Genomic DNA, 26,564 nt, shown 5'->3' with positions numbered 1-26,564 from the left:
CTGTATGGCAATTCCCAATATCCGTGCGGTCGTATTCATCTCTCCCAACCTTGCAGGGCAGGGCTGCCGTAAGAGAGTATAGGCACGACAAGAATACGGCATACTCAGGCTCTTTGGACGCAAGGCGTAACAGCCAACAATAGATAGGAATGACGATAATACGGACTATCTGTTGTTTGTACAATTTATTGTCATGACTATCTGTTGTCATGACTATCTGTTGTCATGACTATCTGTTGTCATGACTATCTGTTGTCATGACTATCTGTTGTCAAAACTATATATCGTCAAAATAATCTATCGATAAAATAATCTATCGATAAAATAATCTATCGATAAAACTATCTATCGATAGTTCTACATATCGATTTGTCGAACTATCGAGAGAATAATTGCTATGTGATAAAAGGAAAGAGCCGGCACCTCATCTCATTACCGCAATAACACAGATGGATCTCCTTTGGTCTTTTCTCTTGTTTTCTCTCTATTTCCCTGCTTATCCTCATTTCTTGCAGCGGTGCTTCCGAGGGTTTACTTTTGCACTTGATAAGTACGGCAATGGACTGCATAACAGTTTGTTTGCCGAGTAACAATAAAGTAATCAAAACAAAATCAAGGCAATGAAACTCATTATCATCGACCGCAAAACGTGGGAGCGGCACTGCTCCGAATTTGCAGACTTTATCCACAGTATTGAACAGCTTATCGGCAATCCGCCCGAAACGGACGAATGGCTCGACAATGAAGCCGTATGCCGCAGGCTCGGCATCAGCAAACGTACCCTGCAATCATACAGAGATACGGGAAAAATCCCTTTCTCAATGATTGGACACAAGTGCTATTACAAGGAGAGTGACATCTTGGAGATACTGAACTCAAAAAATGAATAAACTATGGAAGAGAACGAAATCATTACACAGCAAGACCCTCAGATGCAGTTGTTTTCACAACTGATGGAAGGAATATTGAAGAAATTGGAGCGATATTGCGCTACCGCCCGTCCGATGCTGGGCGGAGAGGTTTACCTCACTGGCGAGGAGGTTTGCAGCCAATTACGGCTCAGCACACGTACGCTCCAAGAGTACAGAAATGCAGGAATACTTCCTTTCTACAAAATCGGAGGGAAGATACTTTACAAACAGAGCGACATACAAACAATGCTTGAAAGGCATTATAATCCAATACCGCAAACAGGTAAGTTATGAGTTAAGTTAAGAAATCAGTTGCGACTTAAGTCGAATGGTCAGTTATGACTTTGGTCAAGATATTAGTTTTGACCTAAGTCAAAATTAACTTTAGTCAAAAATATGTCAGTTCATTAAGTCAGTAAGTCAAGAAATTAGTCTAAACTTATCTCTTGACTTACTTCTTGAACTTTGAACTCTCGTCTATTAGAAGCACCCCAGAAAGGTTACTTTATGGAACATAACAAACTATCTCTTTCTTTATACTGGCAAGGTGTGTCTTTGTCCGACAAACTCCGTTTTTGCCGACAAAGACCCTTGCCCCACAGGGGAATTAAATTACTCCAAAGTCGTAATTACAAAAAGAAAAGATAATGAATGACAAGATTGAACGATGGGACAGATGGGACACCCGTCTTCCCAACCCAAAAGATCAGCAAAGGGCGATTGATTTGTTTCAGCGTTCGGGCGCAGAAACCAAGTCAGATTTCGTACGCGCTCGCATTCTTGGAGAGCATTTTAAGGTGATAACGGTGGATAAATCCGCAGTGGAATACTATCGAAAGCTCTCCGAACTGACAGCACAAATCCATAAAATTGGCGTACTCTATAACCAGACCGTGCGTGCCATTAACAGCTATCATTCGGTCAAGACCGCACAGATTCTGCTTGAAAAGTTGGAGAAACTGTCGGCTCAAATCGTAGCTTTGCAAGAACAGGCTATCCGTTTAACCATTGACTACCGCAAAAGATGATTGCCAAGATTTCTGCAACGGAGAACCTTGGAGGAGCACTCGGCTATAACTTCAAAAAGGTAGAGAAAGAGGAAGCAAGCATTCTTTTTGCCCAAAACTTGTATCAAAACAAAGAGGGAACATATACGATGGCAGAGGTGTTTGTCGATATGCAAGCACTTATCCCTGAGAAATGCCGGACAAAAAAGATGGTGTTCCATTGCTCCCTCAATCCTCACCCAGACGAGAAACTATCCAATGAAACTCTCACGCAGATTGCCAAAGAGTATATGGAAGCACTTGGCTATGGCAAGCAGCCCTATATCGTGTTCAAGCACAGCGACATTGCTCGTGAGCATATACACATCGTGTCGCTTCGGGTGGACAGCAAAGGAAGAAAGATGAACGATAAGTTTGAGAAGCGGCGGAGCAAGAAGATTACCGATGCCTTGGAAAAGAGGTTTGGTCTCAATCCAAGTTCAAAGGTTAGCGAGAAAGCCGTAACAGAAACGCCCAAGGTGGATACCACAAAAGGAAATATCAAAGAGCAGGTCGCAAGTGTTGTCCGCACGATTCTGAAACATTATCGTTTCTGTTCTTTGGGCGAACTGAATGCCATTTTGAGCAAATATAATCTTGCCGTAGAAGAAGTGAAGACTGAATTTCGGGGAAGGAAATACGATGGGCTTGTCTATGTCTCGACCAATGATAAAGGCAACAAAATAAGTACACCCATCCATGCCTCGGACATTGGTCGTGGTGTGGGCTATACTGCCGTACAGAACAGGATGCAGAGGTCGAAACAAGCTATCAAGCCATTGATATCAATCATAAGGTACAGGGTGTTACAAACAATGCGTACCTCTCCAAAGACAGAGGAAAATCTGCTACAACGATTGGAGGAACAGGGCTTGCGGGTGGTTATCCGAAAGAACGAAAGCAGTCGTATCTATGGCATTACCTTTATTGACGATAAAGAGGGAATTGCGCTCAATGGTTCTCGATTAGGCAAGGGATATGCTGCTAATGTATTCAATGCGTATCTATCCAATCCAACACACAATCCATTCTTGGATGAAGCGTTGTATGGCCATCCTTCAGAATACTTGGAGCAGACATCTACAAATGAATCTTTGCACCCAAATACAGAAGACGGCGACAACCTTGTTGATGAACTCATCGAGGATATGGTGGATGGTTCGTTCACACCTACAGGCAACGATGACTGGAAGGAAGCGGCATGGCAGCGAAAGCTCCGTAAACAAAGTAAGGTAAATCTTAGACGAAGAAAACATTAAATAAACGAGCATTTCTATCTCCCCTCCTTTGGAGAGGTTGGGGGAGGCTTCCCAAAAACAATACGATTATGGCACAAGAAGATGATTTAAGGGCATTAGGTAAAGTCATGGACTTTATGCGGGGTATATCGGTGATATTCCTCCTCGTTAACTGTTATTGGTTCTGTTACGAGGCATTTCAACAGTGGCATTTCACGCTCGGTATCATCAACAAGATACTGATGAACTTTCAGCGAACTACGGGATTGTTTTCATCCATCCTTTGGACAAAACTCTTTTGTGTGGTTTTCCTTGCCTTGTCCTGCCTTGGGACAAAGGGCGTGAAAGAGGAGAAAATCACTTGGCCAAAAATTTGGACAGTGCTTTTCTCCGGTTTTGTCTTTTTCTTTCTCAACTGGTGGCTGTTGGCATTGCCCATAGGAAAAATTGGAGCGGCTTCGCTCTATATCTTCACGCTCTCCATTGGCTATATCTGTCTCTTAATGGGTGGTGTATGGATGAGCCGACTGCTCAAAAACAACCTGATGGACGACGTGTTTAACACAGAGAACGAGAGTTTTATGCAAGAAACAAGGTTGATGCAAAATGAATACTCCGTCAATCTTCCTACACGCTTCTATTATAAGAAAAGGTGGAACAAGGGTTGGATTAACGTAGTCAATCCCTTCCGTGCCTCAATGGTACTCGGAACACCGGGTTCGGGTAAGTCCTACGCTATCGCGAACAACTACATCAAGCAGCAGATTGAGAAAGGCTTTGCCATGTATATCTACGACTATAAGTTCCCAGACCTTTCTGAGATTGCTTATAATCACCTGCTTCATCACTTGGATGCCTACAAGGTAAAACCGCAGTTCTTCGTGATAAATTTCGATGATCCAAGAAAGTCTCATCGGTGCAATCCCATCAATCCTGCCTTTATGACAGACATATCGGACGCATACGAAAGTGCCTACACCATTATGCTCAATTTGAACCGCTCTTGGATACAGAAGCAAGGAGATTTTTTCGTAGAATCACCGATTATCTTGCTGGCTGCAATTATCTGGTTTCTCAAAATCTATGAGGACGGTAAGTATTGTACCTTCCCACACGCCATAGAGTTCCTTAATCGTCCTTATGCACAGATATTTCCGATACTCACTTCCTACGATGAACTTGCCAACTATCTTTCTCCTTTTATGGATGCTTGGGAAGGAGGCGCACAAGACCAGTTACAGGGACAGATAGCCAGTGCCAAAATACCACTATCCCGTATGATTTCACCAGCCCTTTATTGGGTAATGACGGGTGACGACTTCTCGCTCGACATCAACAATCCCAATGAGCCGAAAGTGCTTGTTGTGGGGAACAATCCCGACCGCCAGAATATCTATTCGGCGGCACTCGGTTTGTATAACAGTCGTATAGTGAAGCTCATCAACAAGAAGAAGCAACTCAAGTCCTCAGTGATTATCGATGAGTTGCCGACGATTTATTTCCGTGGGTTGGATAACCTAATCGCTACCGCTCGAAGCAATAAGGTGGCGGTTTGTTTGGGCTTTCAGGATTTCTCACAACTCACTCGTGACTATGGGGATAAGGAAAGCAAGGTAATACAGAACACCGTGGGTAATGTGTTCAGTGGTCAATTGGTGGGGGAAACTGCCAAGACACTTTCAGAACGTTTTGGCAAGGTGCTTCAGCAACGGCAGTCCATGACCATCAACCGCAACGACAAATCCACTTCCATTTCAACACAGATGGATAGTCTTATCCCTGCAAGTAAGATTTCCAACCTCACCCAAGGTATGTTCGTTGGGGCAGTATCTGACAACTTCGATGAACGCATCGACCAGAAGATCTTTCATGCAGAGATAGTGGTGGACAGTGCCAAGGTATCTGCTGAGATGAAAGCCTATCATCCCGTTCCTGTGATAGCAGACTTTACAAAAGAAGATAGCTCCGACAATCTAAAGGAGACTATCGAAGCCAACTATTGTAAGGTAAAACAGGAAATACTATCTCTAGTAGATTCTGAAATTGAACGGATAAAGAATAATCCATATCTTACACATCTGATAAAAGAGTAAACCATGCAACTTCCCATCATACAAACCCACCGTCAAGAACACCATTTTCAAGTGTCAACTTGGTTAATTTACTTAAAATTTCCATGATTAAAATGTTAATTAATAAATTTGATTCATAGTTTTTATAGACATAGAATCTTTTCAGTCTTTATTTTATTCGACGCCTAATGTTCTCATTTGCAGTTGCATGCCTTCTGCCTCTTATCGAGCTGTTACCTATTTTATAGCTCACTGAGAACTGCAAATATCTAGTGTCTGAACGGTTATCATATTTGTACCTGACATCGTTTGAAGTCATGGTTTCGCACATGCGGTAAGTTTTGAAGATGTCATTCACATTAAGTGAGAGAGACAGCCTGTTTTCCAAAAGATTCGTTCTCACTCCCATATAAAAATAATAATTGGAGGCCACCTTACTATAGGAACTAATGTAAGGGAGTTCATAGTAAAATCCAAAATTCAGTATCCAAGTTTTCTTTTTATTTAAGAGAAAATCATTCTGGGTCATGAAATTACCGCTTATCCTATCTATCATTGGAGGAGCTTCCGAAAGAATTGCCCTCTTGTGGATATAGTAAAATGTAACATTATTATAAGAGTTCCACCACCACCACTTGTTGAATGTATAGGATTCGGACATCCCCACGCTATAGTAATTTATGAAATTGCTCGGGGAACGCTTGATAATCTTTGTGGTCGGGTCGATTGTCGGGTATATCGCATAGTCGTCAGATACATGGCTATACCATACTTTATGGACAAATATACCCGAAGAAAGCATTAAATCCAGGTTGTCGGAATAAGAAGGTTTCAGAGACGTATTTCCTACGCTGTAGTCGTATTGACTGGTATAAGTCTTAAATGGATTCATATCATAGAAATACGGTCTGTTTATCCTTCTGCTGTAACTCAAGGAAAGAGATTTGATGTCTGACAACTTATACAAAACATAAGCAGAGGGAAAAGCATTGAGATAATGATGTTTATTGGCTTGATCAATGGTAAGAGACCGGCCTTCAGTATAAGTTTGCTCAACCCTTATGCCAAATTGCATGCTAAGCCTTTTACTTAAGCTTTTACTGGCAGACAAGTATAAAGCTGCTATATTTTCCTTATATTTAAAATAGTTGCTTTGGCTATTGTCAACGATCTGGCTACCGGAAAGATTGTCATAGAACGTGTAGTCATTGCTATTGGTCGTAAAATCCAACTGCCCGCCAAAGTTCAAATTTATCCACCGTAATGGCAATTCCACATCCACTTTTGCCGCATAGTTGGACACTTCGCTCTTGTTTCTGCTGATATTCGCATAATAACTGCCTGCAATCTGCTCCCTATCAGGAAAATAGCTTGCCCCATAATCGCTCGTGGAGTCCTTATTGGTGTTCCTCAAATAATCTAAATCTATCTTTATCTTTTTTCCAAGCGAATCCAATCTGACTATACCATGAACATTAAGGACATGGGTATACCCCTTATGTATTTTATCATTGAAAGTCTCCATGTAGGATGACATATTGTTATTTGCATCCATAATTTCGGTATTAAACTTGTATTGCCTAAAGGGATTATTCGTTTTATGCCCCAAATAATTCATGCCAATAGTCAATGTTCGGCTCGCATCATAGTCAACACCAAAGTTCACATTCATGAAGTTATAACTCCGCTTTAATGGCGCTGACAGATGCCAAGTCTCAACAGGGTAATAAGTAAATCGGTCCATGGCATATCTGTCTTTCCCAGAAGCTGTCGAGATATTGGAGGATATGGAGAGCTTCTTCTTCCTCAAATTAAAGTCTGCTCCGCTCTTATTATCCCCATAAGTAGCCTGCTGATAGGTATTTCTCAATATCAGCGACCAAGTACCGACTTTAGCCTTTTTCAATATAATATTAACCAATCCGCTGTTACCCTGTGCTTTATATTTTGCCGGAGGCGTGCTAATAACCTCTATGCTTTTAATTGTTGTTGAAGAAATTCCTCTTAGAAAATTTATAAGGCTTTCACCACTTAACTTCACAGGACGTTCATCTACCATGACTGTCATTTCGTTTTTGCCGATCATTGTTATCTGTTCATTTTGCACTTTTATTCCGGGAGTAATCTTCAGTGCGGCCAAAGCGTTACCGCCACTGCTCACAATAGAGTTTTCAACATTGAAGATCAAACGGTCGGGCTTTTGGGTGAAAATCCTCTTATGCGCGGTGACAGTGACCCCCTCTAAATTATAGACTTTCTCCAATGAGTCTATCTTGGTCGCAAGACTGTCCGTTTGAGCATTTGCATAACAAATCACCATATTAAAAAGAATTATACCTATTATTAGTTTTGTCTTTTCTGCCATCTTTTACTTGGATTTACTACTTATGGTTCTATAGCAATTACTTTTGAACAAAGTAATTGTTTAATAATATTTGTTCCTGTTTTATAGAAAGTTATTTCTTGACTTGAAAATACCTTTATGGAAATTATTCATAAGTTGTGGTATATATTGAAGGATAGGAGAAATCTTTTTCCAACGATCCATATAATATTCTGTTGCGTATTCCTTATTTTGTGTAATTATTCCACATGTCAGGAGTTCTTGTGGCAAATAATCGAAGATAAAAACATCCCCGTCAATATGTAAAAACGGTTCTGTTTGCAATCCATATGACTCTATTTTAGCCATAGCCCATAGCCCATTAGGCATCGTGTTCAATTCGTCAAGAACAACATGAACTCCGTATAGGGCAAACGTAGTTTTTTAACTAACAAATCATAACCAATTTTATCAGTATAGAGCTCCACTTTTTCATAGTGACTTCTCAGCTGGAGTGAACTCAACATCCAACCAAGCCAATGAAATCTATAGTTAGCCCACCCATAAGGATTTTCTATATCTTTATTATGTCCTTCCCAAAAGGATTGAATTATTTTCATATTACTAATGTTCGATTATTTTATTCTTCAACAAAGCTTATTTAAAGCAAACTTGCCCCAATCGAAACAAGTGCAAACCCTTACTTTGCGATTTATTCCTCAATAATTTTTTGAAATTTAGACCAATTGCGCGTGTTATGATATAATTCTACTGTACCTTTAGGCACGTAAAGAGTACACCCTTCTATTTTGGGAACTATGCGAACCTCAAGAGGTTCTAACCATTTAAGGTGAAGTTTTGAAACAGAACAACCTAAGAAGGCTTCAACTCCCATATTAACAACTGTAGCTGGAATTGTTAGTTCATTCAATGTAGATTTTGTCGTGAAAGCTTGATTTCCAATGGAGATAAGGCTTACGTTGGATGTAAGCTTGATTTCTTGCAGTCTAATACATCCATAAAATGCTTTACTATTAATTTCCTCCACATCAGCAGGGATATCTATTGTCTTAAGGCTTTTACACCCAGCGTATTTACAACCGATTATTACTCAATATTTTATAGATAATAAGTCAGAAATATGGTTGTTATTTTTAATTGCACATTCTAAAAGGTGAAGATTTAACGCTTTTATTGATTATTAACTCAAAAAGGACATCAACTTGGGTCGTTTCTTCTCTTTTCCTTGCTATTCGTTTCCGATATTCCACTTTTGTTTTGGTCTATCTCATATGTACTGCAAAGGTATTGATTTTTGTTTGATATTGCTCCTTGCTTGCTCCTTGTCGTAGATTAATTTTCACACAGGAATTTTTGTTCTCTTTCTATAGGGGCTTGAAACAATCCATTTATTGGAAACAATTAAAGACGGAGCTGGTTTGCCCCAGTGCTTTTTAAGAAACAGGGCAATTATTTTATCTCCACAAAGGCTCTTGTTCCCAATTATGAGGAAAGCCTAATAAACGAGTTCTTACTGATGGGTATTTCGATAAAAGCTGCTTGAAATCTGCAACAAAAGTGTTGCCCATAGAAATGGAGTTAAGCCATTACACCACATAGCAGAGTTGCGGATAAAGTGTTTGTTCACGGAACGAGAAATCCGTAATCCATGTGTTTGGCATACGCATAGGCATCATTGGCTTGACAGGAAAGACCCGATTTGACAGTCTTGAATGATGGGCGCAGCAATTACGAAGTACGGGTCTGGGTACGGATTAAAAGGCTAAGTGATTATTTTCAGTCATTTAGCCTTTTTAATTATCTAATTTTTCCCCACATTTTCCCCACAGCTGTCTATTTATATACAGGGCAACCGCATCAAAATAACGTTAGCTTAGGAAACAAACGTAGTTTTCAACCTCCTCCTCTCCCTTATTGTCCATTTTCCTAAAAAAACCATTGGTCCAAATCGAAACTACTACCCCATAAAAATTGATTTTTTGCCCCATATAATTCAAATTTCCCTTGCGGGTAATATTTTTTAAGAAACATGATTTTTGACAACAGGCTATTATTCAGAAAAATACAAAATTATGCATTTTTAAGGGGGGATATTGTAAATTGTTGAAACTTCTCATCCTTGTATCCACCCCACTTATCCCTATTAATACAAAATCGACAAGTATTGATTATCAGGTTATTGACATTTTGATGCGGTTGCCCTGATTTATATATTTTAGAAACATATTTTTCCACCCGTTGGCGGAATTAAGCCAGTGCATACTTGACTCTTCCAATGGGTCTATTATTAATGTGATTTAAATATTGCATTGCCGTAAAGGCACTGATTTTACCGATAATTCTTGTAAACAATCCTACTGTTTCCTTTGCATAGTTGCGGCAAATCATAAATTGGTCGCACATCTGCGAGAAGTCTGTTTCAATCCTTTTTCTCGCCTTCGCAAAAGGAATAAAAGTAGGTTTCCAATTCTTTTGATTGTGCCGATAAGGAACTTCCAATCTGATATTTGCGGTTTCAAATAAGTCCAGTTGCGCCGTTGCACTGATGTAGCCTCTATCTCCAAAAATGCAACAGTCATGATATTCATATTTTACGTCTTGTAAATAACGAATATCGTGGACATTAGCCTTTGTTAGGTCAAAAGAATGTATCACGCCACTTAATCCACAGACAGCGTGCAACTTATAACCATAGTAGTATGCGCCTTGCGATGCACAGTAACCATATGCAGGGGCTGTTCTGTATTCATCTTTGCCCATCTTACAACGCTTGGAGCGGGATAGTCTGCACACCTCGATTGGCTTGGAGTCAATACAGAAGTAGTCCTCTGTACCATCTATTTCCAGTGCCATACGTTTTCTTATGGTATCACACAGATTGCTGGTTAGTTTCCTACGGTCATTGTATTGGCGGCGTGAGATAAGGTTCGGCATTTCCTTTACATACTCTTTCAACTTAGCAAACAACAGGCATTCGCTATCAATGCCCATTGCCTCGCTTACTATGGAAAGCGATACTATTTCAAGGTCGCTAAATCTCGGAACGACGCCTGGGCGTGGAATATTACCTTGCTCATTTACTAAATCTTTTGAGAATAGCTTGCATATATCAAGGATTTTTACGAAATTTGTATATAAGTTGTGCATACTGATTTTATAACTTAATGTATTGAGCAACACTAAGTTACAAATAAATTCTTGTATGTACAACTTTTCTTTCATATAAATTTATCTATTATTTTAATTCCGCCAACGGGTTTTTTCCGTAAAGTTATGTACCTTTGTCGGCAAATAAAGATATTCTCGTCAAACAAATATAAATAATATAAACATGGAAAAAAACAGAAAAAAACAAATCGTAGTTTTGAGTATAGCTTTAGTTTGCATTTTCATCTTGGTATTTTCATTGTTCCATAAATCAGCGACAAAAGATAGCGCAAATCCTCCTTTAACAAATGTTTTGACTGATAGCATTTCTCAAATTGTCTCAGCTTGTCCTGGCGAAATTGGTGTGGCGGTTATTGTTAATAACAGAGATACGGTTAAGGTCAATAATAAGAGTGTTTATCCTATGATGAGTGTGTTTAAGGTTCATCAGGCATTAGCTCTTTGTAATGACTTTGACAATAAAGGAATTTCACTTGATACCTTAGTAAATATAAATAGGGATAAACTTGACCCAAAGACTTGGAGTCCTATGCTGAAAGATTATTCAGGGCCAGTCATATCATTGACAGTGAGAGATTTGCTGCGTTATACTCTTACTCAGAGTGACAACAATGCAAGCAACCTTATGTTTAAGGATATGGTTAATGTCGCTCAAACAGATAGTTTTATAGCCACACTCATTCCTCGTTCAAGTTTTCAGATAGCTTATACGGAAGAGGAAATGTCGGCTGACCATAACAAGGCTTACTCTAACTATACATCTCCTCTTGGTGCTGCAATGTTGATGAATCGTTTGTTTACTGAAGGTCTTATCGATGATGAGAAACAAAGTTTCATTAAGAATACGTTAAAAGAATGCAAAACAGGTGTAGATAGGATAGCAGCTCCACTTCTTGATAAAGAAGGGGTTGTTATAGCGCATAAGACAGGTTCAGGTTATGTTAATGAAAATGGTGTTCTTGCAGCTCACAATGATGTTGCCTATATATGTCTGCCTAATAATATCAGTTATACCTTAGCGGTATTTGTTAAGGATTTCAAGGGAAATGAATCACAAGCGTCACAATATGTTGCGCATATATCAGCTGTAGTATATTCTTTATTAATGCAAACTTCAGTAAAATCTTAAACTGCACTTGCTTTGATAATTAATGATAAACAATCTAAAAGCACTCTAATCGTTATCGGAGTGCTTTTAGATTACTAATCAAATTGCTTCTATTATAATTTGAATCCTCTACTTTTTCTTTCTTCCTGTTGCGGCACTCTTGCTCCATATCTAAGCCTGTGCCATTGCTCCCTGAACCAGTCGGCAATCGGCTTCCTGTTTATTGTCAGGTTCAGCCTGCTTTCATCGTCAGGGTCATTTTCCACCCTTAAAATATCATCCTTTATATCAAAGTTCCGCCTGTGTTGCTCGGAATAGATTTTACCGCTACATTTCAGGGCTTCTTTTTTGACTATAAGACTTTCAGTCATTTCTTTAGAGAATCCCAGCATGGCACAAAACTTTTCCATGCGCAGCATTTCCCTGAACATCGGAAACCACCTGAAAGCCTTGTCTATGATTCTGGCGAGCCGTGACAGTTCTTTTTCTTTCATGTCAAGTTCCTGCCTGTGCATTTCTCTGAGATTGTGGATTTGCGTATCATGCTGTTTCTGCATCTGCTGTACTTGGCTCTGCAATTTTTCAATATTGGTGTTCCGTTTTGAAACCTCGTCTTGCAGTTTTTCGTTGGCACGTTCCAGTTCTTTCAGTTTTCCACTCCCGAAAAGAGAAGCAACTCCACTAGTTATGGCTGTCGCTGCCGTGGTGGCTGTCTTCTTTAACTTGTCAGTGCGTATTTCTGATTTCACCTGTTTCAGTTCCTGCTCGGCAAGATTTATCTGTTCTTCTTTGTGCCGTTTGGCTGCATCCATGCGTTGCAGTTCAGCTTTCTGCTTCTCAATGATAAAGTCGTTCCGTTCCAGATGCTCCTTACCAGTGACAGCCTTTGACTGCCCGCGTTCCATCAGCAGGATGTCGGATGCAAGGGTCTGCATCTGCATCATGTCATCGTCATTGAGCTTTCGGCTCTTTCCTGTTTCGTGGTTCATCCAGTCGAAAACGATATGGGCATGATAGTTCGGCTTGAACCATCTGTCCCCGACTTTGAAGCTTTCCCTGTCTTCCGCTTCCGGCTGACCGTTCAGCCAATGCCCTTCATCCTTGTGCAGGAAGATTTGCAGCGGTGTGATTCCCCAGCGTCTTTGACACTCCTCACCGAATTTACGCACGTCTGCCAGTGTGGTGTCCGACCTGACAAGCAGCACTCCTTCACGTATGGGGGAGCATCCCGCAATCTTGACTATTTTACCGTTCTTGCCTTTGCGTTCACGCTCCTTTTCCTGCATGGCACGTCCGGTCTTTTCCTTTACCATCTGTCTGATATTGTCATAATGCATCCGCAAATCCGGACTGCCGAAGTCGGGATTTATCCACTGCTCATTATCGGTGGAGAGTTCTGGAACCACATAGGTTCTGGACTCTCCGATGTGGCGCATGTATTCGGCAGTCCTCCTGTTGTGAGCCTCACTCGATGCGATATTGCAGGGCTTGATATGTATGCTTGATTTTGTTGCCATAGATACTTGTTTTTTGGGTTTGTACTTTATTGTTTGCTTTTCCGCTGTCCGTAAACGCATGGGGTTCTTAGGGGTGCAACCCATAAGCGGAGATTGCAAAGAGAGGGTCACTCTTTGCTCTGGGTTCTCAGGGGAGAAACGCCCTGAGTGGGTCATTAGGGTAAAACCCTAATCCCCTCGGGAGAGCCCACAACTACGTAAGCGGAGCGTGTAGTTATAGTGGGCTATATCAATGGCAAGCCATTGTCTGCAAACTCCAGCCTACGGCTTCCGCTCTCCTCCGTCAGGGAGGTTTTTCATCATCGTTGCCGATTGGAGATGCACCGACCAGCACAAGGTCTAAATCGTCTATCAGTTTTTGCAGGACGGGATTCTTCTCTATCATCCGCTGGAGGATTCTCTCAGCCTCGACCAAGTGGTTGGCTGTACTCATCACCTTGCCCTCCCGTATCTGAAAGATAATCCAATCGGCTATGTCGATATGGGCTTCTTTTTGTTTCGGGGTGGCATTCCTTTCGATGATGTCCGAAACCACCACCTTACAAAAGTACATGCTCTCGGCTCGCTGTTTCCACTCGGCATAAGCATCGGCATCGGGAAAGAGAAGCACGGTTCGCCCTGACAGTACACGGAGTTTCTCTTCTCTCATCTGACTCTTACCACCCGTAGCCAGCCATACATAATCGGGGAAGATAGCAGAACCGATAACGGCACTCTTCTCGGATTCCACCAAGACCACCACCTTGTCGGGATGCGTTTTCAACAAGTGTTCCCCGAAAAGGCATTGGGATAGTTGCCAATCCTCTGCCAACACACGCTGCTTTTTCAATATGCTGTGTATCCAGTTCACTGCCGATGTCTGTCCTCCCTTGATACGGTGTCCGTCTTCGGGATTGTACTGCATCACCTTTCCCGTGCGTACCTTGCCCGTCCTGTCTATCTGCCAAAAGATAACAGAGCCGTCACGGGTAGCCCCCAAACGGTATTCCTCCAACAACCGCTTCAACACCTCTTTCGCCTTGTCGCCATAGTAGGAAGTAAGGAGTGTGAAGAGGAAACGGAAGAAATTGCTACGCTCGCTTTGCGACTTCTCCACATAGTGAGGGGGAATATAGCCGATGGCTGTCGGCTTACTTTGCTGCTTCACTTTCTTCTGCTCTGCTCTTTGCCTGTCAAAAGAGAAATCATTGGTAGTTCTGTGTTCAGGATGCTCTTGAAAATACTCTTTCGGAGTGTAGTGATACCCACAACCGCTTTCGTGGTTACATCTGCCGACCGATGGATGCAACGGCACATTATTTTCGTCCACGTAATAGACGAAAGAATGCCTGTCTCCGCATTTGGGGCAGGTATGCCGTGTTGCCGTTCCTTTATACTTCTGTAATGAATAATTGCCCATAGCTTAGTCCGTTTTTGATGGTTGATTGTCGGCTGTCCCATCCTGTCCCATTGTCCCACACTCTAAGGGTTGGGACAGTGGGACACTTGGGACACCTGCGTTTTTACTCTCTTTGCTGCGCTGGATGATACGGTTTACGGTGGACTTGCCACAATTCACCTGTGAGGCTATCTCCCTGACGGACTTGCCCGATTGGGAGAGTTGCAGAATTTGGCAATCCCTTTGGCTTGATTCATTGTCGCCCAATTTTTTCAAGTGTTCCTTTTCCGTGGAATAGCCCCTGAACACGAACTGCAAGAAAGCATCCACCTTGTCAATCTCGTAAACGATTACATTATCCGCATCATGAGAGAACGTGCCATAGCGCACTTTAAGCTGCTTCACATAGCGAAGCCCTCCGTCTTGGGCACTTTTTCCAATGGTGAACACGCTGTCAAAGAAATTGTAGAGCCGTTTGCTTCCGGCAAGGTCGTTGGATGTGATGGGACAATCCAAAGAGCGTTTGGGCGTATGTGCCAGGACAAGGATAGAGAGCGCATATCTCTTTTTGAGATTGTTCAGCTGAATCATCAGCCGTCCTGCGGCATCGCCTTTCTCCATGGCGCAACACAGGTAGGTAAGATTGTCAATGATGAAAATCTTGCAGTCGGTCTGCACAGCCATCTGTTCAATGCCGCCTATGATAGCTTCCTCAAAGTTGGCATCCAAAAGCTGGTTGCAGTCAATAGACACCCGATAGATTTTGTCGGGAAAGGTGTAGAGCTCTCCATGCTCGTTGGTATAGCGGAGCTGGAACTGCTTTTCGGACAGTTCAAAGTCCAGATACAGCACATTGTCGGTTCGGGCGATGCGGTCGGCTATCTGCACGGCAAGGATGGACTTGCCCACGTTGGAATCGGCAAACAAGCAGGAGAGTTCCCCCTCGTACCAAAAGCTGTCCCACAGCGCACGGGGCGTAGGCAATAACGATGCTTCAAGAATGGTTTGGTTTGCCGTCTTGATATTCATCATGCCTACACTGTCGGGCATACCGTTATGCGCTTGGGATGCTTTTGTGAGGTCGCCACGTATCAGGTTGATATAGTTCTTATCCTCTTCCATATCATTCACCAGTTACGTGGGTTGGGCTTGCGACGGTGGGAAGAGGATAAGGACTTGTTCAGTTCCTCGTCTGACAACGGTATGGGATTCTTTCGGGCGGTTTCCAGCCACTTGTCCAGTTCGTCACGGTAAAGGCAATAGCGTTTGCCGGGCTTGGTGGCAGGGATTGTCCCTTCTGACAGTTTCATGTAGAGCGTACCCTTAGGGATACCTAAATACTCTGCTGCCTCGTCCACAGACATGGGCACGTGGGTGTCCACCGTTTTGGCATTGTTCACACTGCGCTGCTCGGCGAGCAGGCTTTTCAGGCTCATCACTTCGTCTCGAAGCTGAGCGACAACCTCGGGGAGGTCGTTGAAGGTAAGAATTGATTTTTCCATTCGCGTACTCGTCTCTTTTGTAAGACTTGGCGCAAAGGACTGAAATGATATATCCGTGAATATCTCCACGACACGTCATTGCAAAATAATTCCCGAATAATTAAGCCCAGCCATAAATGACGGGTAAAATTACTCGGGAAACGATGTAAAACAGGCGGTTATGAGTTACCGGATGGTTGTCGTTGGTGTCGTGATTATCCTAATTCCGCACATAATCCTCGGGATAGTGGAAATCAAGTTTGCCGTTTTCGGGTTCATCAATGGGAATTTCCGTCTTTAACGGCTCTACCTTGAAATTCTTGATGGTTGATAAGTCTGTATCAGCAAACGATTTCGGGAAAAGGGCTTTGATGAACTTGGCACGGTTATCCCCATTGTAGTATCTCTTGTACAGGAAACGCTCAGAGATATTCCATACGAAGTGACGGAGTGGAATGTTGTTGATGTCTTTGGTAAACGGTCTTTGTATGGGCTTCGGGGTATAAGTGTTAAGATTCATCCATTTGTCCACCTCAGTACAGATGTGGTTCACGGTTTCTTGGTCGGCAATGCGAGGCAGGTAATAATGGCAATACTCCATGACCATGCGGATGCGCTCTTCCTTTTCCCGTTGCTCTCTGCTTGCGTAATTGGCACGGTTCTTTTCGTGAAGATCCGGGGCGATAGTAAGCTCTATCGGTTGTGTTTGGATAAGTGTCTCTTCTTTTGTCGGGGATGATTCGGGTACAGGCTCAGGGACTGATGTAGGTCCAGGCACAGATGTGGCTTCTTCAAGTGTATTTTGTGACAGTTCTTCCTGCACCTCTATGGCTTCGGCAATCGTTTCTTTCTTGCCGAACTTGATTTTGTAGATTTCGTATGTATCAAAGATAAGTGTCTGAAAGGAGAGATAGAGCAACCATCCCAACAGGTTACAGCATACGAATACTATCCACCTGACAAAGTTGTCTTGGTTGAAGCTGTCCGCTATTACCAGCGTGGCAATGGAAGATATTAGGACGATGGCGAAGCCGACAAAGCCCAAGATGATGTATTTGTCCTTGATTGATGATTCCATATTTCGTTGAGAGATTGAATGTTCCTGTATTATTTTGTGCAAAGTTAATGCTATTTTTCCCAATTACTGCCCGTTATTTGCGGTTAGAACGGTCTTTTTCAATGTATTTCACGAAATGTCATCATATCATACTCTGTTTCATACTCTGAGGGGCTTATAAATGGTGGCATCAAGCCAAAAACATAGAGGGGCGATTATAGCCTTGTAGCCATAACCGCCCCTCTGAATACCTGTCAATGTGAGACATTTATGCCTCCTTGCGCTTCAAGGTTATCTTGTCCACCACCTGACACATCTGCTGCGCTGCTATCTTGGAATAGATTTGTGTGGTGGTAATGTTCTTATGTCCGAGATAGGCTTGGATGACAGCCATGTCCGTTCCCATTTCCACGTGCAGGCTTCCGAAGCTGTGGCGGGTACAGTGAAAGGTGATTTTCTTGGTTATCCCTGCTGCCGTGAGCCACCGTTGGAGTGGTCCTTGCAGCATCTTGTCCTTGAAATCCTCAAAGATAAGTCCCTCGCCCCGTTCTCCCAGCAGTCCATAGGCTTCATCACTGATGGGGTTATGCACTATTTCTTTGGTTTTCTGCATACGGGTGGTAACGAACATCCTGCCGTTGGTGTATGGTTGTATCTGCTGCCACGTGAGCTGTCTGATGTCGCTCTTTCTCAGTCCCGTAAGACAGGCGAAAAGAAAAGCTTTTTTCAAGACCTCCTCCTCACAGGGTGTTTCGGCAAGCCGTATCAGTTCCTCTTGGCTCAAATGCTCCCTGATGGTGGGAATGCACTCGATGCGGTCTAAGAAGCCGTTTGGGTTCTCCTTTATCTTCCTGTCACGGTAGGCGGTGTGCAGCACGGCACGGAAAGTTGACCAATAGCCTGCTGCGGAGTTGATGTGCAGCTTTTGGTTGGTGTGGATGGATTGGGGTGCATCAAGCAGGTATTCCATGAACTTGCGGCACAAATCCACATCCACCTCCTCAAAGGTGCATTTGCCGTTCACGAACCGCTGGAAATGCTTGTATACGTGCTGCCACTTGATATTCTTGCGGTCAGCCAGTCCTTTGAAATAGGCAAGGAAATCGCCCTTCATCTTGGTCTTGTCAAAAAAGCCGTTGTTTTCATTGAAAATGGCTTCGTAGCGCTGGTTGCGCAGGATGACCGCTTTCTTCATCATGCGTGCGTTGAAGTCCCGTTCCTGCTGGTTTGCAGGTTTGGCGAAGATGTAAATTCCTAAGGCTTCACGTGTAATCACTCTCATGGTGACATTGTCACGGTAGCCGGGATAGTAGTCAAGGCATAGTGAATACTGTGTCCCGTTCTTAATCTTGCGCTTACGCAAGGTAACTGTTTTGCATTTACTCATAATAATTATGTTTTAATTGGTTGTATACATTTTGGAGTTGTATCCATGTTTCCGATGGCAAAGGAACAACGTGAAATATCCGTGAATACCTCCACGATACATCATTTTGAAATAATTTTCGATAATCCCGATTTTTCACGGTTATTTGTTCCTTTCAGCCATGACACGCTCCACATCTGAGCGCAAAAGCAGGTTTTTCACACCCACCTTTATCTTTTCGATGTGCTTCACCTTGACGATATGGCAGATGTTGGCTGACGAAAGACCATAGATTTGCTGCACCTGCTCAACGGTATAGTAGCGTTCATCGTTCACAAGGTCAGTTCTGCGGAGTTCGTTCAAATGTGATTTGGAGTAATAGGTACGCCCGTACTCTCTTTTAGTGGGTATCTTATGGCGATAGGTGTAGGCACGGAGTGCGGTCGGCTTCATGCCGAACAGTTCCTCCACCTCCTCGGTCAGTAGCCAGTCGGTAATTTCGCTAATATCAACTGCCACACCGAAAAACTCGTCAATATGCTTCTTGCTGTAATAGTTCTTTCCTGCGATACGGCAGATGGGGATATGGTTACGCTTGGCGGAAGTGTAAAGCCATGACTGCTTTACCTTAAAAAGGGACATCACCTCCTCGCCCGAATAGAAGTCCAATACTTCTTCGCTTTCCTTTTCCCTTTTTTCTCTTTTGGCAGGTAAGGAAGATGAAGATGATTTCCTTGGTGTGGAGGTGTTGCCGGGCAGGATGCGGTGATAGGGATTGCCCTCCAACATCTGCTCGATGTCGGCTCTGCGGATGAATGCCATGCGGTTGCTGATGCGTGAGGCTTTCAGCTTGCCGATGGCTACAAGTTTGTAAATGTACTGTCGGGAACAGCCCATGAGGATGGCTGCTTTGGAAAAGGTGAGATACTCCTGATGCTGTATCTCCATCAAGGGTTGGGCGACTTTGAAGAGGTTGTTCTTCTGCATCACTCTGGCTCGTTTGGCTTCTGCCTGACAAGCCTCACTGCAATATCTTTGCATACCGCTTCGGGTTACAAAGGACTTGCCGCAAAAACTGCATTTTCTGGTTGCTTTCATACCGTTTTATCGTTTAATGGTTCATTTCTTCAATCCTATATCTCTGAAATGGTAAACGGATGTGAACGGAAGTCAACCATTGTCGCTTTTCTACACAGTGTGACTGTTTCCGCATATCGGGGCGGTTATTGTCGCTTGTCGTAAACGGTTGTAAACCCTTGTCAACTGTCTGCACGGTGTGACAAAAAACAAGCCCCGCAAATTCTCCACGTCAGAAATACGTCTCAAAAATATGTGGAAATTTGGGAAGCGACAAATGGCAACCGAAAAGTGTTAAATTTTAGAATATGCTGGTAATTAAAGATTTACACTCGGATATTTCTGATTAGTTTTGGTTGTTCTATGGTTATAAATACAAATGACAAAAGCAGAATAACCAACTATTTTCAGATTTTTAGGGAGAATAATGCTCTTCAAATTAGTAGCATTGCTGAAAACTCCCGATGGTATCTCACTGTACATAAAAACATCTTCAAATATTTTAGATGAGCGCCAACCGAAATACTCATATGGATTTTGATTACCTGCAACTATATTACATTCTGAGAGGTCTATATCTACAGGATATTGGTATAGGCTTTCATTTGTATCCATGAATAAATTTCTCAACAAGATAAAATCAAGACCATTAATATTACCTATTAATTTAAGCGATCTGATACGCCGAAGATTAGTTAAGTCATTTCCCATGAGCACTTGTAGACAGCCCGGTTTCTTACATATTATGGTCGTTGTGTTAGTAAAAGGGGCAGGCTCTTGAACCAGACATGGGCCACAATCCTGATTTGCAGTTTTCCCATCAATTTTAAAATCAACAGAAGCGACTCTACCTAATCCCTCATTTTTATCAATGGCAACCGTTATTGCGTATTCATTGGCACCACTTGGAATAGTCTTAACCACTCTTGCCCACTTACAATCAGCAGGATAAACCTTAGCAGAAAGTTTTCCATTCGCCTTTACACGAATCTCGAAATCCCCTCCTTCTGAATCTTGATAATAGCAATTTTGATCCGAGATAATCTTGGATGAACCATCTTGAGTAATACCAATTATAATGGTCTTCCTCTGAACTTTTAAGAGGATATGTCCAACTCTCGAAGTAACATCTTTGTTCTCCAAGACCTCAATGTTCAGTTCGCCTTTCCCATTAGAGAATGTTAGAATAGGCTTTATCCAATCATCTTTAGATGAAGCAGAGACTCCCACTTGATCATCAGTATAGAAAACAAGAGAAAGCTTTTTCTTTCCATAGTCAGTTTTAATTCCATCATGAATCATTTTTCTTGATTCTTGCGACCAAGATATACCTATTTCCGATTCATCGTCATGGCACGATACTATAGTCATAGTAACCAATAGCGCGATTGCACACATTAGTGAATTGAAAAAATGTAGTTTCATGTGATTTTGTTTAAAAGTTAATATTTTAATCGTTTCAAATAAAATTATATTCTTTACTATTCGAAAGGTAAAGATCAAATATCAATAGATTACTTTACCATGTATTTAGTCGTATATATTCAATGCCCATAAGGGTTATACAAGAACAGAGCTTCTTTACCGACTCTTTGCCCACAAATATATTTCTTTCAAGAGTATATTTCATAATTCAAAGCTAACAAATAAATAATACTAATTTTACAATCATGGGACAAATATACAAATCTATATTGTTTATAACAAGCAAAAGCAGTTTTTATTTTTTTCAAAATTTGTAATTTCTTAGTATTTTCGCTATATTTATGGCATTATTTACTATATATACATTGTTTATATGAATAAAGATATTATTTCATTAAAGGATTTCGAGATTACTCCAAACGAGAATGTTATCGAGCGTAGCTAAAATTTCCAAAGTTACATTGACCAAATGGAGCAGTTCGGCTGCAAAAGTTATTGGGTCATGGCAAGAACAGGAGTTGGAGCCAAGATGCAAATCGAGGGCTATGACGGTGAGGTTTCCGCATACATTTCCAATGATTACCTTGGTATGTCGCAAAGGACTGAGACCAAGGAGGCTGGTATAAATGCCGTCTTGAAATACGGTACAGGGGCAAGTGCCGCTCAAGTCATAGGAGGCTATTTAAACATCCATCAGCAGGTGGAACAAGGCATAGCAAAGTTTGTAGGACAAGGAGATGCCATTCTATTTTCATCTGGCTTTGGCGCCAATGCGGGTCTGCTTCGTGCTATATTGGGAAAAAATGACATAGCCTACATAGATTCGTATATCCATACCAGTGCCACAAGTGGTTTAATTGGAACCAATGTAAAGCATATAGGACACAACGACATTGACTATCTTGACATGATCCTTGAACGGGAAGCGGGAAAATATCAGACTCGATTGGTCATCATTGATGGGGTCTATTCCCAAAATGGAGATTTGTCAAAACTCCCGGAATACATTACAGTCTGCAAGAAGCACAATTGTCTCCTTATGATGGATGATGCCCACGGTATCGGAGTTATGGGAGAAAGCGGCAGGGGAACTGCCGAATATTATAATTGTCTGGGGCAGGTTGATATTATTACAGGTACTTTCAGTAAGTCTTTCGGGTGTGTCGGCGGTTTCGTTGCCGCGTCAGAAAAACTGATTCAGTATCTGAGATATTATGCTGACAGTAATGTCTTTTCCGCAGCAATGACACCACAGGTTGCAGCATCTTCACTGAAGGCACTGGAACTCATACAGACACAACCAGAGATTCGCAAGAAGTTGTGGGCTAATGTCAATTATCTGCGCAAACGACTAACAGAGGAAGGCTTTGATATAGGCTGCTCGGTATCAGCCATATTTCCTATTATGGTAAGAGACAATAGAAAAGTATATGAAATAGCACGTGAATTACAAAAAAGATGTATCTTTGTAAGCGGTATCACATATCCTGCGGTAAGAACCAAAGAAGCACGGCTTAGAGTTAGTGTATTGGCTTCTCACGAGATAGAACAGTTAGAGCAATTAGTGACTGCTCTTTTGGAAATCAGAAAATCAATTCCTTTTTAGATGGCAGAAGAAGAAAATAAACCCAAAAGATACAGAAGGACAAACGTCGATATACAGGCAGACATTATCAAGGCAGCAGAAAGTCTGATTAAGAAAAAAGGCTTTGCATCAATGCTGGTGACAGAGCTTATCAAGAAAGCCAGAATAGAGCCGCTTGTGTTCTATAACAGATATGACAATCTTAGCAAATTTTATGATGAATTCGTTAAGAGGTATGACTATTGGTTTAAGGATGTGCTCACTGGTGTTCAATTTCCTACAGATTCAGAATTGGGCTATATCAGTATTTTTAAGGATGTACAGAAAGCACTTCAAGATAAATCAGTGATGTTGGAACTGTTACGCTGGGAGATTGCTGAAGGAAATGAGACCACAGTCCGTACGGCCATGCTCAGAGAAATGCACACTTTACCTCTTGTCAATATCTATGAAGAGAAATTCAAGGACACTGGTATTGATATATCCGCCATATCATCCCTGATAATCGGTGGCATTTATTACCTTAACCTTCACAGGGAGCGTTCCAAATTCTCAGACATTGACTTGAATACGGCTGAAGGGCAGCAACGCATCGAAAAAGCCTTGGATACATTTGGTAAAATGATTTTCCATTTTCACGAACAGGTCAATTATAAGAGAGTGATTGCCAAACGTCTTAAGGAAAAAGGAATAAGTGATGAGATTATAAAAGAGTGCCTGATTTAATGAATACTTTTCATAATATCGAAGATGTGTCAAAACTAAGATATTACTGTCACAGTCTTACAATCTAAAACTAAACCTCTCTTAAAGACAATGAAAAGAGGAAGGAGCCATATCAGCACTTGAATGCAGCGTTTGATATGGCTCTTTTATATTTAACAGTTACAATTAGTATTACCGGGCAGCCCCTATTTTAGTTTTGACGCATTCTCTTTTTGTATCTTTACCTTTTGTACCATCACCGACAGAACTCTTTTCTCATTTTACACATCAAAATGATTAATTATGAGCCTTTTTGATAGCATAATAACAGCACTAAAACTTGAACAAATTACTTCCATTAGAATTAGATGTGACTAATTTAAGGTGTATCTACGATTTATTTCCATAAAACCCCACTGTTTTCATCAGAATATATTATCTTTGCATTATCGAATTGATGTGTTCTTTGAGGCATTGCAGGATAAAGAAATGGAAAGAAACTCGCTCGTTTCCAAGTCGTAACCCATTTATCCTTTATTCGTTCTCAGTTTGTTGATTATCTGAAAGATACAAAATTCTTGAATCTTTTGCGGGCATAGTCCGTTGCGATCAGCATCTTAGCTTTCTCCTCCTTTTCCGATAGCTCATCTCGTCCCAAAAGAGTTGCATCCCCTGTCTTGGCGAACTCCATCAACTTGCTGATAAACTCTTCCTGCTCGGGTGTGGGCGGTATGTTATGCAATATCTCGTTCTTCTCTGGGCGGTCAATGCCGATATCCTTAGCGGTACGATAGTCACAAATCTCCGCATAGAAGGCTGCCAGCTCTGGCACTTTGATAAAGGTCCTGAAGCGTTCCTTCTGTATGATGTCATTGGTGATGGAGAACTCGTAGTCGGTAGACTTCTTCGCAAAGACCGCAGCCCAAGCATCAAAGCTATTGATGCCTTGCTTTTCGAGTGCTTGAGGACGTAGGTACTTGAAGAGCAGATAGAGCTCTGTTAGTGAGTTGCTGATGGTCGTGCCACTGAGAAAAGTAGCTCCTAAGTCTTTCCCCGACCGCTCTTGAATGGTACGTATGGCAAAAAGCATATTGAGTGCACGCTGTGAGCCCTCTGAATTACCTAGGCCAGAGACTCGGTCGTGACGGGTGTTGAACATCAAGTTCTTAAACTGATGACTCTCGTCCACAAAGAGGTGATCGATGCCCATCATTTTGAAGTCCACAGCATCATCCTTACGCTCTGCTATACTATCTTGAATGCCTTGTAGTTTGGCTTCTAGGGTCTGCTTTCGCTTCTCCAAGCCCTTGAGCATAGCTCGGGAAATGTCTGCCCCCTGCTGACGAAGGACTTCTAGATTTTCCTCTATAGAGTCTTTCTCCTTTTGCAAGATTGCCTCCTGTATCTCTAGAGCTTGAGGTATCATCCCAAACTGCTCATGGGTCAATATGATGCAATCCCAATCGTTGTTCTTGATGTCGTTAAAGATGCGTTGGCGGTTTTGCTTATTGAAGTCATTCTTACCTGGATAAAGCACTCTAGCATTGGGATAAGCCTTTCTAAAAGTGTCGGCAATGTCGAAGACATTTGCCTTTAGTCCGATAATCATCGGCTTGTTTGCTAAGCCCAAGCGCTTCATCTCATAGGCTGCTGTACACATGATGAGGGTCTTACCAGCCCCTACCTCATGGTCACAAATACCCCCGCCATTGGTTTTGAGCATCCATACGGCATCCTTCTGACTCTTATAGAGGTCAGAGATACCTAGTCCTTTCAGATTTAGATCGGGAAAGGATTGATGCGCACCGTCAAAGTTGGGACGCACGAAGCAGTTGAATAGCTTATTATATCTCTCGGACAGTTGTTGCTTAAAGCTCTCTGGCGTTCTGCCTAGCCAATCTACAAAGCCTTGACGTATCTCCTCTATCTTAGCATTAGCCATCTGTATCGCATGCCCATCACGCACTTTGATCGTTTTCGTCTCGCCTGTCTCTAGATCTCGTACCTCTTTGTTCTTATTGATATCGGGAATGGTATTATGTAGTGCATGCTTTAAGAGATTAAGTCCATCATAGCGTCTGAACTCTCCCTGCACAGCATACTTATGCCAAATGTTGCCATTGCGTCTATCACATTGCAAAACATATTCATCCATTGTACTCTGATAGGAGACGGTGATCTCTGTCTCAAAGAATTCTGAGGCAAAAGCACTATAGACTTTAGCCGGTATCCACCGCTCCCCAAGGTTGAAGTCAAGCTCAGCAAAGGGTATCGGTGTAGGTGTGGCAGCTCGCAGGGCCGCTAAGCTTTGCTGTGCTTCTTCATGATCAGGATGCTCTAGTAGCCACGACTCAATCTGCTCGCTCTTCTCTATTACATTGCCTGAGATAAACTTGTCTGCCACCTCGTAACCATCTACTTCTGGATTGTAGTAGATACGTCCCTCTAGAGCTGAGATAATGTCACTCTCCTCCATCTCAGGGAGGAGCGAACTCATATAGTCTAGCTCCACAGAGCCATACTTATTCAGAGAAGAGACGAGAGCTTCCGTGGGGTCGGCAGCTACTGTCACCTCTGTAGTGGCAAAGGCGGTAGGATGGTCAAATATGTCTGCCTTGATGTATTCCCCCTTATCGGATCGCTCTAAGAAGAGTATCTCGACCCCAGTTGCGTCCATCTTGATGAGGTCTGTATTGCTCTTCTGATTGAGATACCCCCAGCGACTGACGAAGTCGTCATAGAGCCGATTGAGTTTTATACGCTCCTCGCTATCCTCACATCTATTGTTCGCTTCGTAGTCGTATAGCCGATGGTAACTTTCTCGTATCTCGATGTACGCTTTGAGCTTGGTTAGGCGCTCATAGGGCAAGTCCATCGGATGAAAGGTAGGCTGTCGCTTCAGATTCGAGAGATACCCCACTTTGTGGTTTCCTGAAAAAGGTTGACTCGGTTAATGTTACGTTGTTATTAATCCTGCTTTATGTTGACTTTCTAGCCTTTAGTCCTGTGAGGGGTTGACTGGAGGGCGTAGCCCGGAAGGAAACCCCTCACAGGACTAAAGGTACCAAAACTTGGGCACCTATCCT

At 42.2% G+C, this 26,564-nt stretch carries 19 protein-coding genes and 2 pseudogenes; 8 read left to right on the top strand and 13 right to left on the bottom strand.

Translation table 11 applies throughout. The features are described 5' to 3' along the window. Nucleotides 1–620: 620 nt before the first annotated feature. The 5 genes from A3GK_RS11290 to mobC all read left to right on the top strand — a co-directional run bounded on the left by A3GK_RS11290 (nt 621) and on the right by mobC (nt 5,288). Entirely contained in the window at nt 621–890 is a 270-nt protein-coding gene (locus A3GK_RS11290) for a helix-turn-helix domain-containing protein (protein WP_081605320.1), read from the top strand. A gap of 3 nt (nt 891–893) precedes the next feature. After that, nucleotides 894–1,205, top strand: a complete 312-nt coding sequence (locus A3GK_RS0107125) for a helix-turn-helix domain-containing protein (protein ID WP_018028772.1) — start codon at nt 894–896, stop codon at nt 1,203–1,205. 353 nt (nt 1,206–1,558) lie between these two features. After that, nucleotides 1,559–1,939, top strand: a complete 381-nt coding sequence (locus A3GK_RS0107120) for a plasmid mobilization protein (protein WP_018028771.1) — start codon at nt 1,559–1,561, stop codon at nt 1,937–1,939. Next, nucleotides 1,936–3,216: a conjugal transfer protein MobB gene (gene mobB / locus A3GK_RS0107115; protein ID WP_018028770.1), complete on the top strand. Its 1,281-nt coding sequence runs from the start codon at nt 1,936–1,938 to the stop codon at nt 3,214–3,216. The genes A3GK_RS0107120 and mobB overlap by 4 nt, the downstream gene beginning before the upstream one ends. A 68-nt stretch (nt 3,217–3,284) precedes the next feature. Continuing rightward, nucleotides 3,285–5,288: a conjugal transfer protein MobC gene (gene mobC, locus A3GK_RS0107110; protein WP_018028769.1), complete on the top strand. Its 2,004-nt coding sequence runs from the start codon at nt 3,285–3,287 to the stop codon at nt 5,286–5,288. 148 nt (nt 5,289–5,436) lie between these two features. Here the strand turns inward: mobC and A3GK_RS0107105 are convergent, their stop codons facing one another. The 4 genes and pseudogenes from A3GK_RS0107105 to A3GK_RS0107085 all read right to left on the bottom strand — a co-directional run bounded on the left by A3GK_RS0107105 (nt 5,437) and on the right by A3GK_RS0107085 (nt 10,833). Next, nucleotides 5,437–7,632 carry an outer membrane beta-barrel family protein gene (locus tag A3GK_RS0107105; protein ID WP_018028768.1) on the bottom strand — a complete coding sequence of 732 codons (2,196 nt, stop codon included), beginning with the start codon at nt 7,630–7,632 and terminating at the stop codon, nt 5,437–5,439. 81 nt (nt 7,633–7,713) lie between these two features. After that, nucleotides 7,714–8,210: pseudogene (locus tag A3GK_RS11775) on the bottom strand (DUF6734 family protein). A 92-nt stretch (nt 8,211–8,302) separates the two neighbouring features. Continuing rightward, nucleotides 8,303–8,695 (bottom strand): leucine-rich repeat domain-containing protein, encoded by a 393-nt coding sequence (locus tag A3GK_RS11285; RefSeq protein ID WP_262497902.1) that lies wholly within the window; start codon nt 8,693–8,695, stop codon nt 8,303–8,305. Nucleotides 8,696–9,858: 1,163 nt separating this feature from the next. Continuing rightward, a complete protein-coding gene (locus tag A3GK_RS0107085; RefSeq protein ID WP_004339762.1) occupies nt 9,859–10,833 on the bottom strand; it encodes an IS982 family transposase in 975 nt (324 codons plus the stop codon). 109 nt (nt 10,834–10,942) lie between these two features. On the opposite strand from A3GK_RS0107085, the gene A3GK_RS0107080 reads away from it, so the two are divergent. Next, a complete protein-coding gene (locus A3GK_RS0107080; RefSeq protein WP_004339683.1) occupies nt 10,943–11,908 on the top strand; it encodes a CfxA family broad-spectrum class A beta-lactamase in 966 nt (321 codons plus the stop codon). A 92-nt stretch (nt 11,909–12,000) separates the two neighbouring features. Here the strand turns inward: A3GK_RS0107080 and A3GK_RS0107075 are convergent, their stop codons facing one another. The 8 genes from A3GK_RS0107075 to A3GK_RS0107040 all read right to left on the bottom strand — a co-directional run bounded on the left by A3GK_RS0107075 (nt 12,001) and on the right by A3GK_RS0107040 (nt 21,134). Then, complete coding sequence (locus A3GK_RS0107075) at nt 12,001–13,404, bottom strand: hypothetical protein (RefSeq protein WP_004339684.1); 1,404 nt, start codon at nt 13,402–13,404, stop codon at nt 12,001–12,003. A gap of 283 nt (nt 13,405–13,687) precedes the next feature. After that, nucleotides 13,688–14,803, bottom strand: a complete 1,116-nt coding sequence (locus A3GK_RS0107070; protein ID WP_004292742.1) for a DUF6371 domain-containing protein — start codon at nt 14,801–14,803, stop codon at nt 13,688–13,690. A gap of 3 nt (nt 14,804–14,806) precedes the next feature. Continuing rightward, nucleotides 14,807–15,904: an AAA family ATPase gene (locus A3GK_RS0107065; RefSeq protein WP_004338330.1), complete on the bottom strand. Its 1,098-nt coding sequence runs from the start codon at nt 15,902–15,904 to the stop codon at nt 14,807–14,809. A gap of 5 nt (nt 15,905–15,909) precedes the next feature. After that, nucleotides 15,910–16,284 carry an excisionase family DNA-binding protein gene (locus A3GK_RS0107060; RefSeq protein WP_004338328.1) on the bottom strand — a complete coding sequence of 125 codons (375 nt, stop codon included), beginning with the start codon at nt 16,282–16,284 and terminating at the stop codon, nt 15,910–15,912. 199 nt (nt 16,285–16,483) lie between these two features. After that, on the bottom strand, nt 16,484–17,341 hold the full coding sequence (gene tnpC, locus A3GK_RS0107055; protein ID WP_004339687.1) for a transposon Tn4555 protein TnpC: 858 nt from the start codon (nt 17,339–17,341) through the stop codon (nt 16,484–16,486). Between the two features lie 247 nt (nt 17,342–17,588). Beyond that, on the bottom strand, nt 17,589–18,707 hold the full coding sequence (locus tag A3GK_RS0107050; RefSeq protein WP_004338318.1) for a tyrosine-type recombinase/integrase: 1,119 nt from the start codon (nt 18,705–18,707) through the stop codon (nt 17,589–17,591). A gap of 141 nt (nt 18,708–18,848) precedes the next feature. Continuing rightward, a complete protein-coding gene (gene tnpA / locus A3GK_RS0107045; protein WP_004292844.1) occupies nt 18,849–19,784 on the bottom strand; it encodes a transposon Tn4555 protein TnpA in 936 nt (311 codons plus the stop codon). Nucleotides 19,785–20,081: 297 nt separating this feature from the next. Beyond that, a complete protein-coding gene (locus A3GK_RS0107040) occupies nt 20,082–21,134 on the bottom strand; it encodes a hypothetical protein (RefSeq protein ID WP_211205460.1) in 1,053 nt (350 codons plus the stop codon). Nucleotides 21,135–21,561: 427 nt separating this feature from the next. On the opposite strand from A3GK_RS0107040, the pseudogene A3GK_RS10610 reads away from it, so the two are divergent. Further along, nucleotides 21,562–22,794 (top strand): annotated as a pseudogene (locus tag A3GK_RS10610) (aminotransferase class I/II-fold pyridoxal phosphate-dependent enzyme). After that, nucleotides 22,795–23,499 (top strand): TetR/AcrR family transcriptional regulator, encoded by a 705-nt coding sequence (locus tag A3GK_RS0107030; protein WP_018028761.1) that lies wholly within the window; start codon nt 22,795–22,797, stop codon nt 23,497–23,499. It begins immediately after the preceding pseudogene. A 535-nt stretch (nt 23,500–24,034) separates the two neighbouring features. On the opposite strand, the gene A3GK_RS10605 is transcribed toward A3GK_RS0107030, so the two are convergent. Then, entirely contained in the window at nt 24,035–26,398 is a 2,364-nt protein-coding gene (locus A3GK_RS10605; protein WP_244860733.1) for an SNF2-related protein, read from the bottom strand. Nucleotides 26,399–26,564 lie beyond the last annotated feature (166 nt).

The sequence above is a fragment of the Porphyromonas somerae DSM 23386 genome (assembly GCF_000372405.1).
In the GTDB taxonomy this organism is placed as follows: Bacteria; Bacteroidota; Bacteroidia; order Bacteroidales; family Porphyromonadaceae; genus Porphyromonas_A; species Porphyromonas_A somerae.
This window is presented reverse-complemented; position numbering and strand designations above follow the sequence as displayed.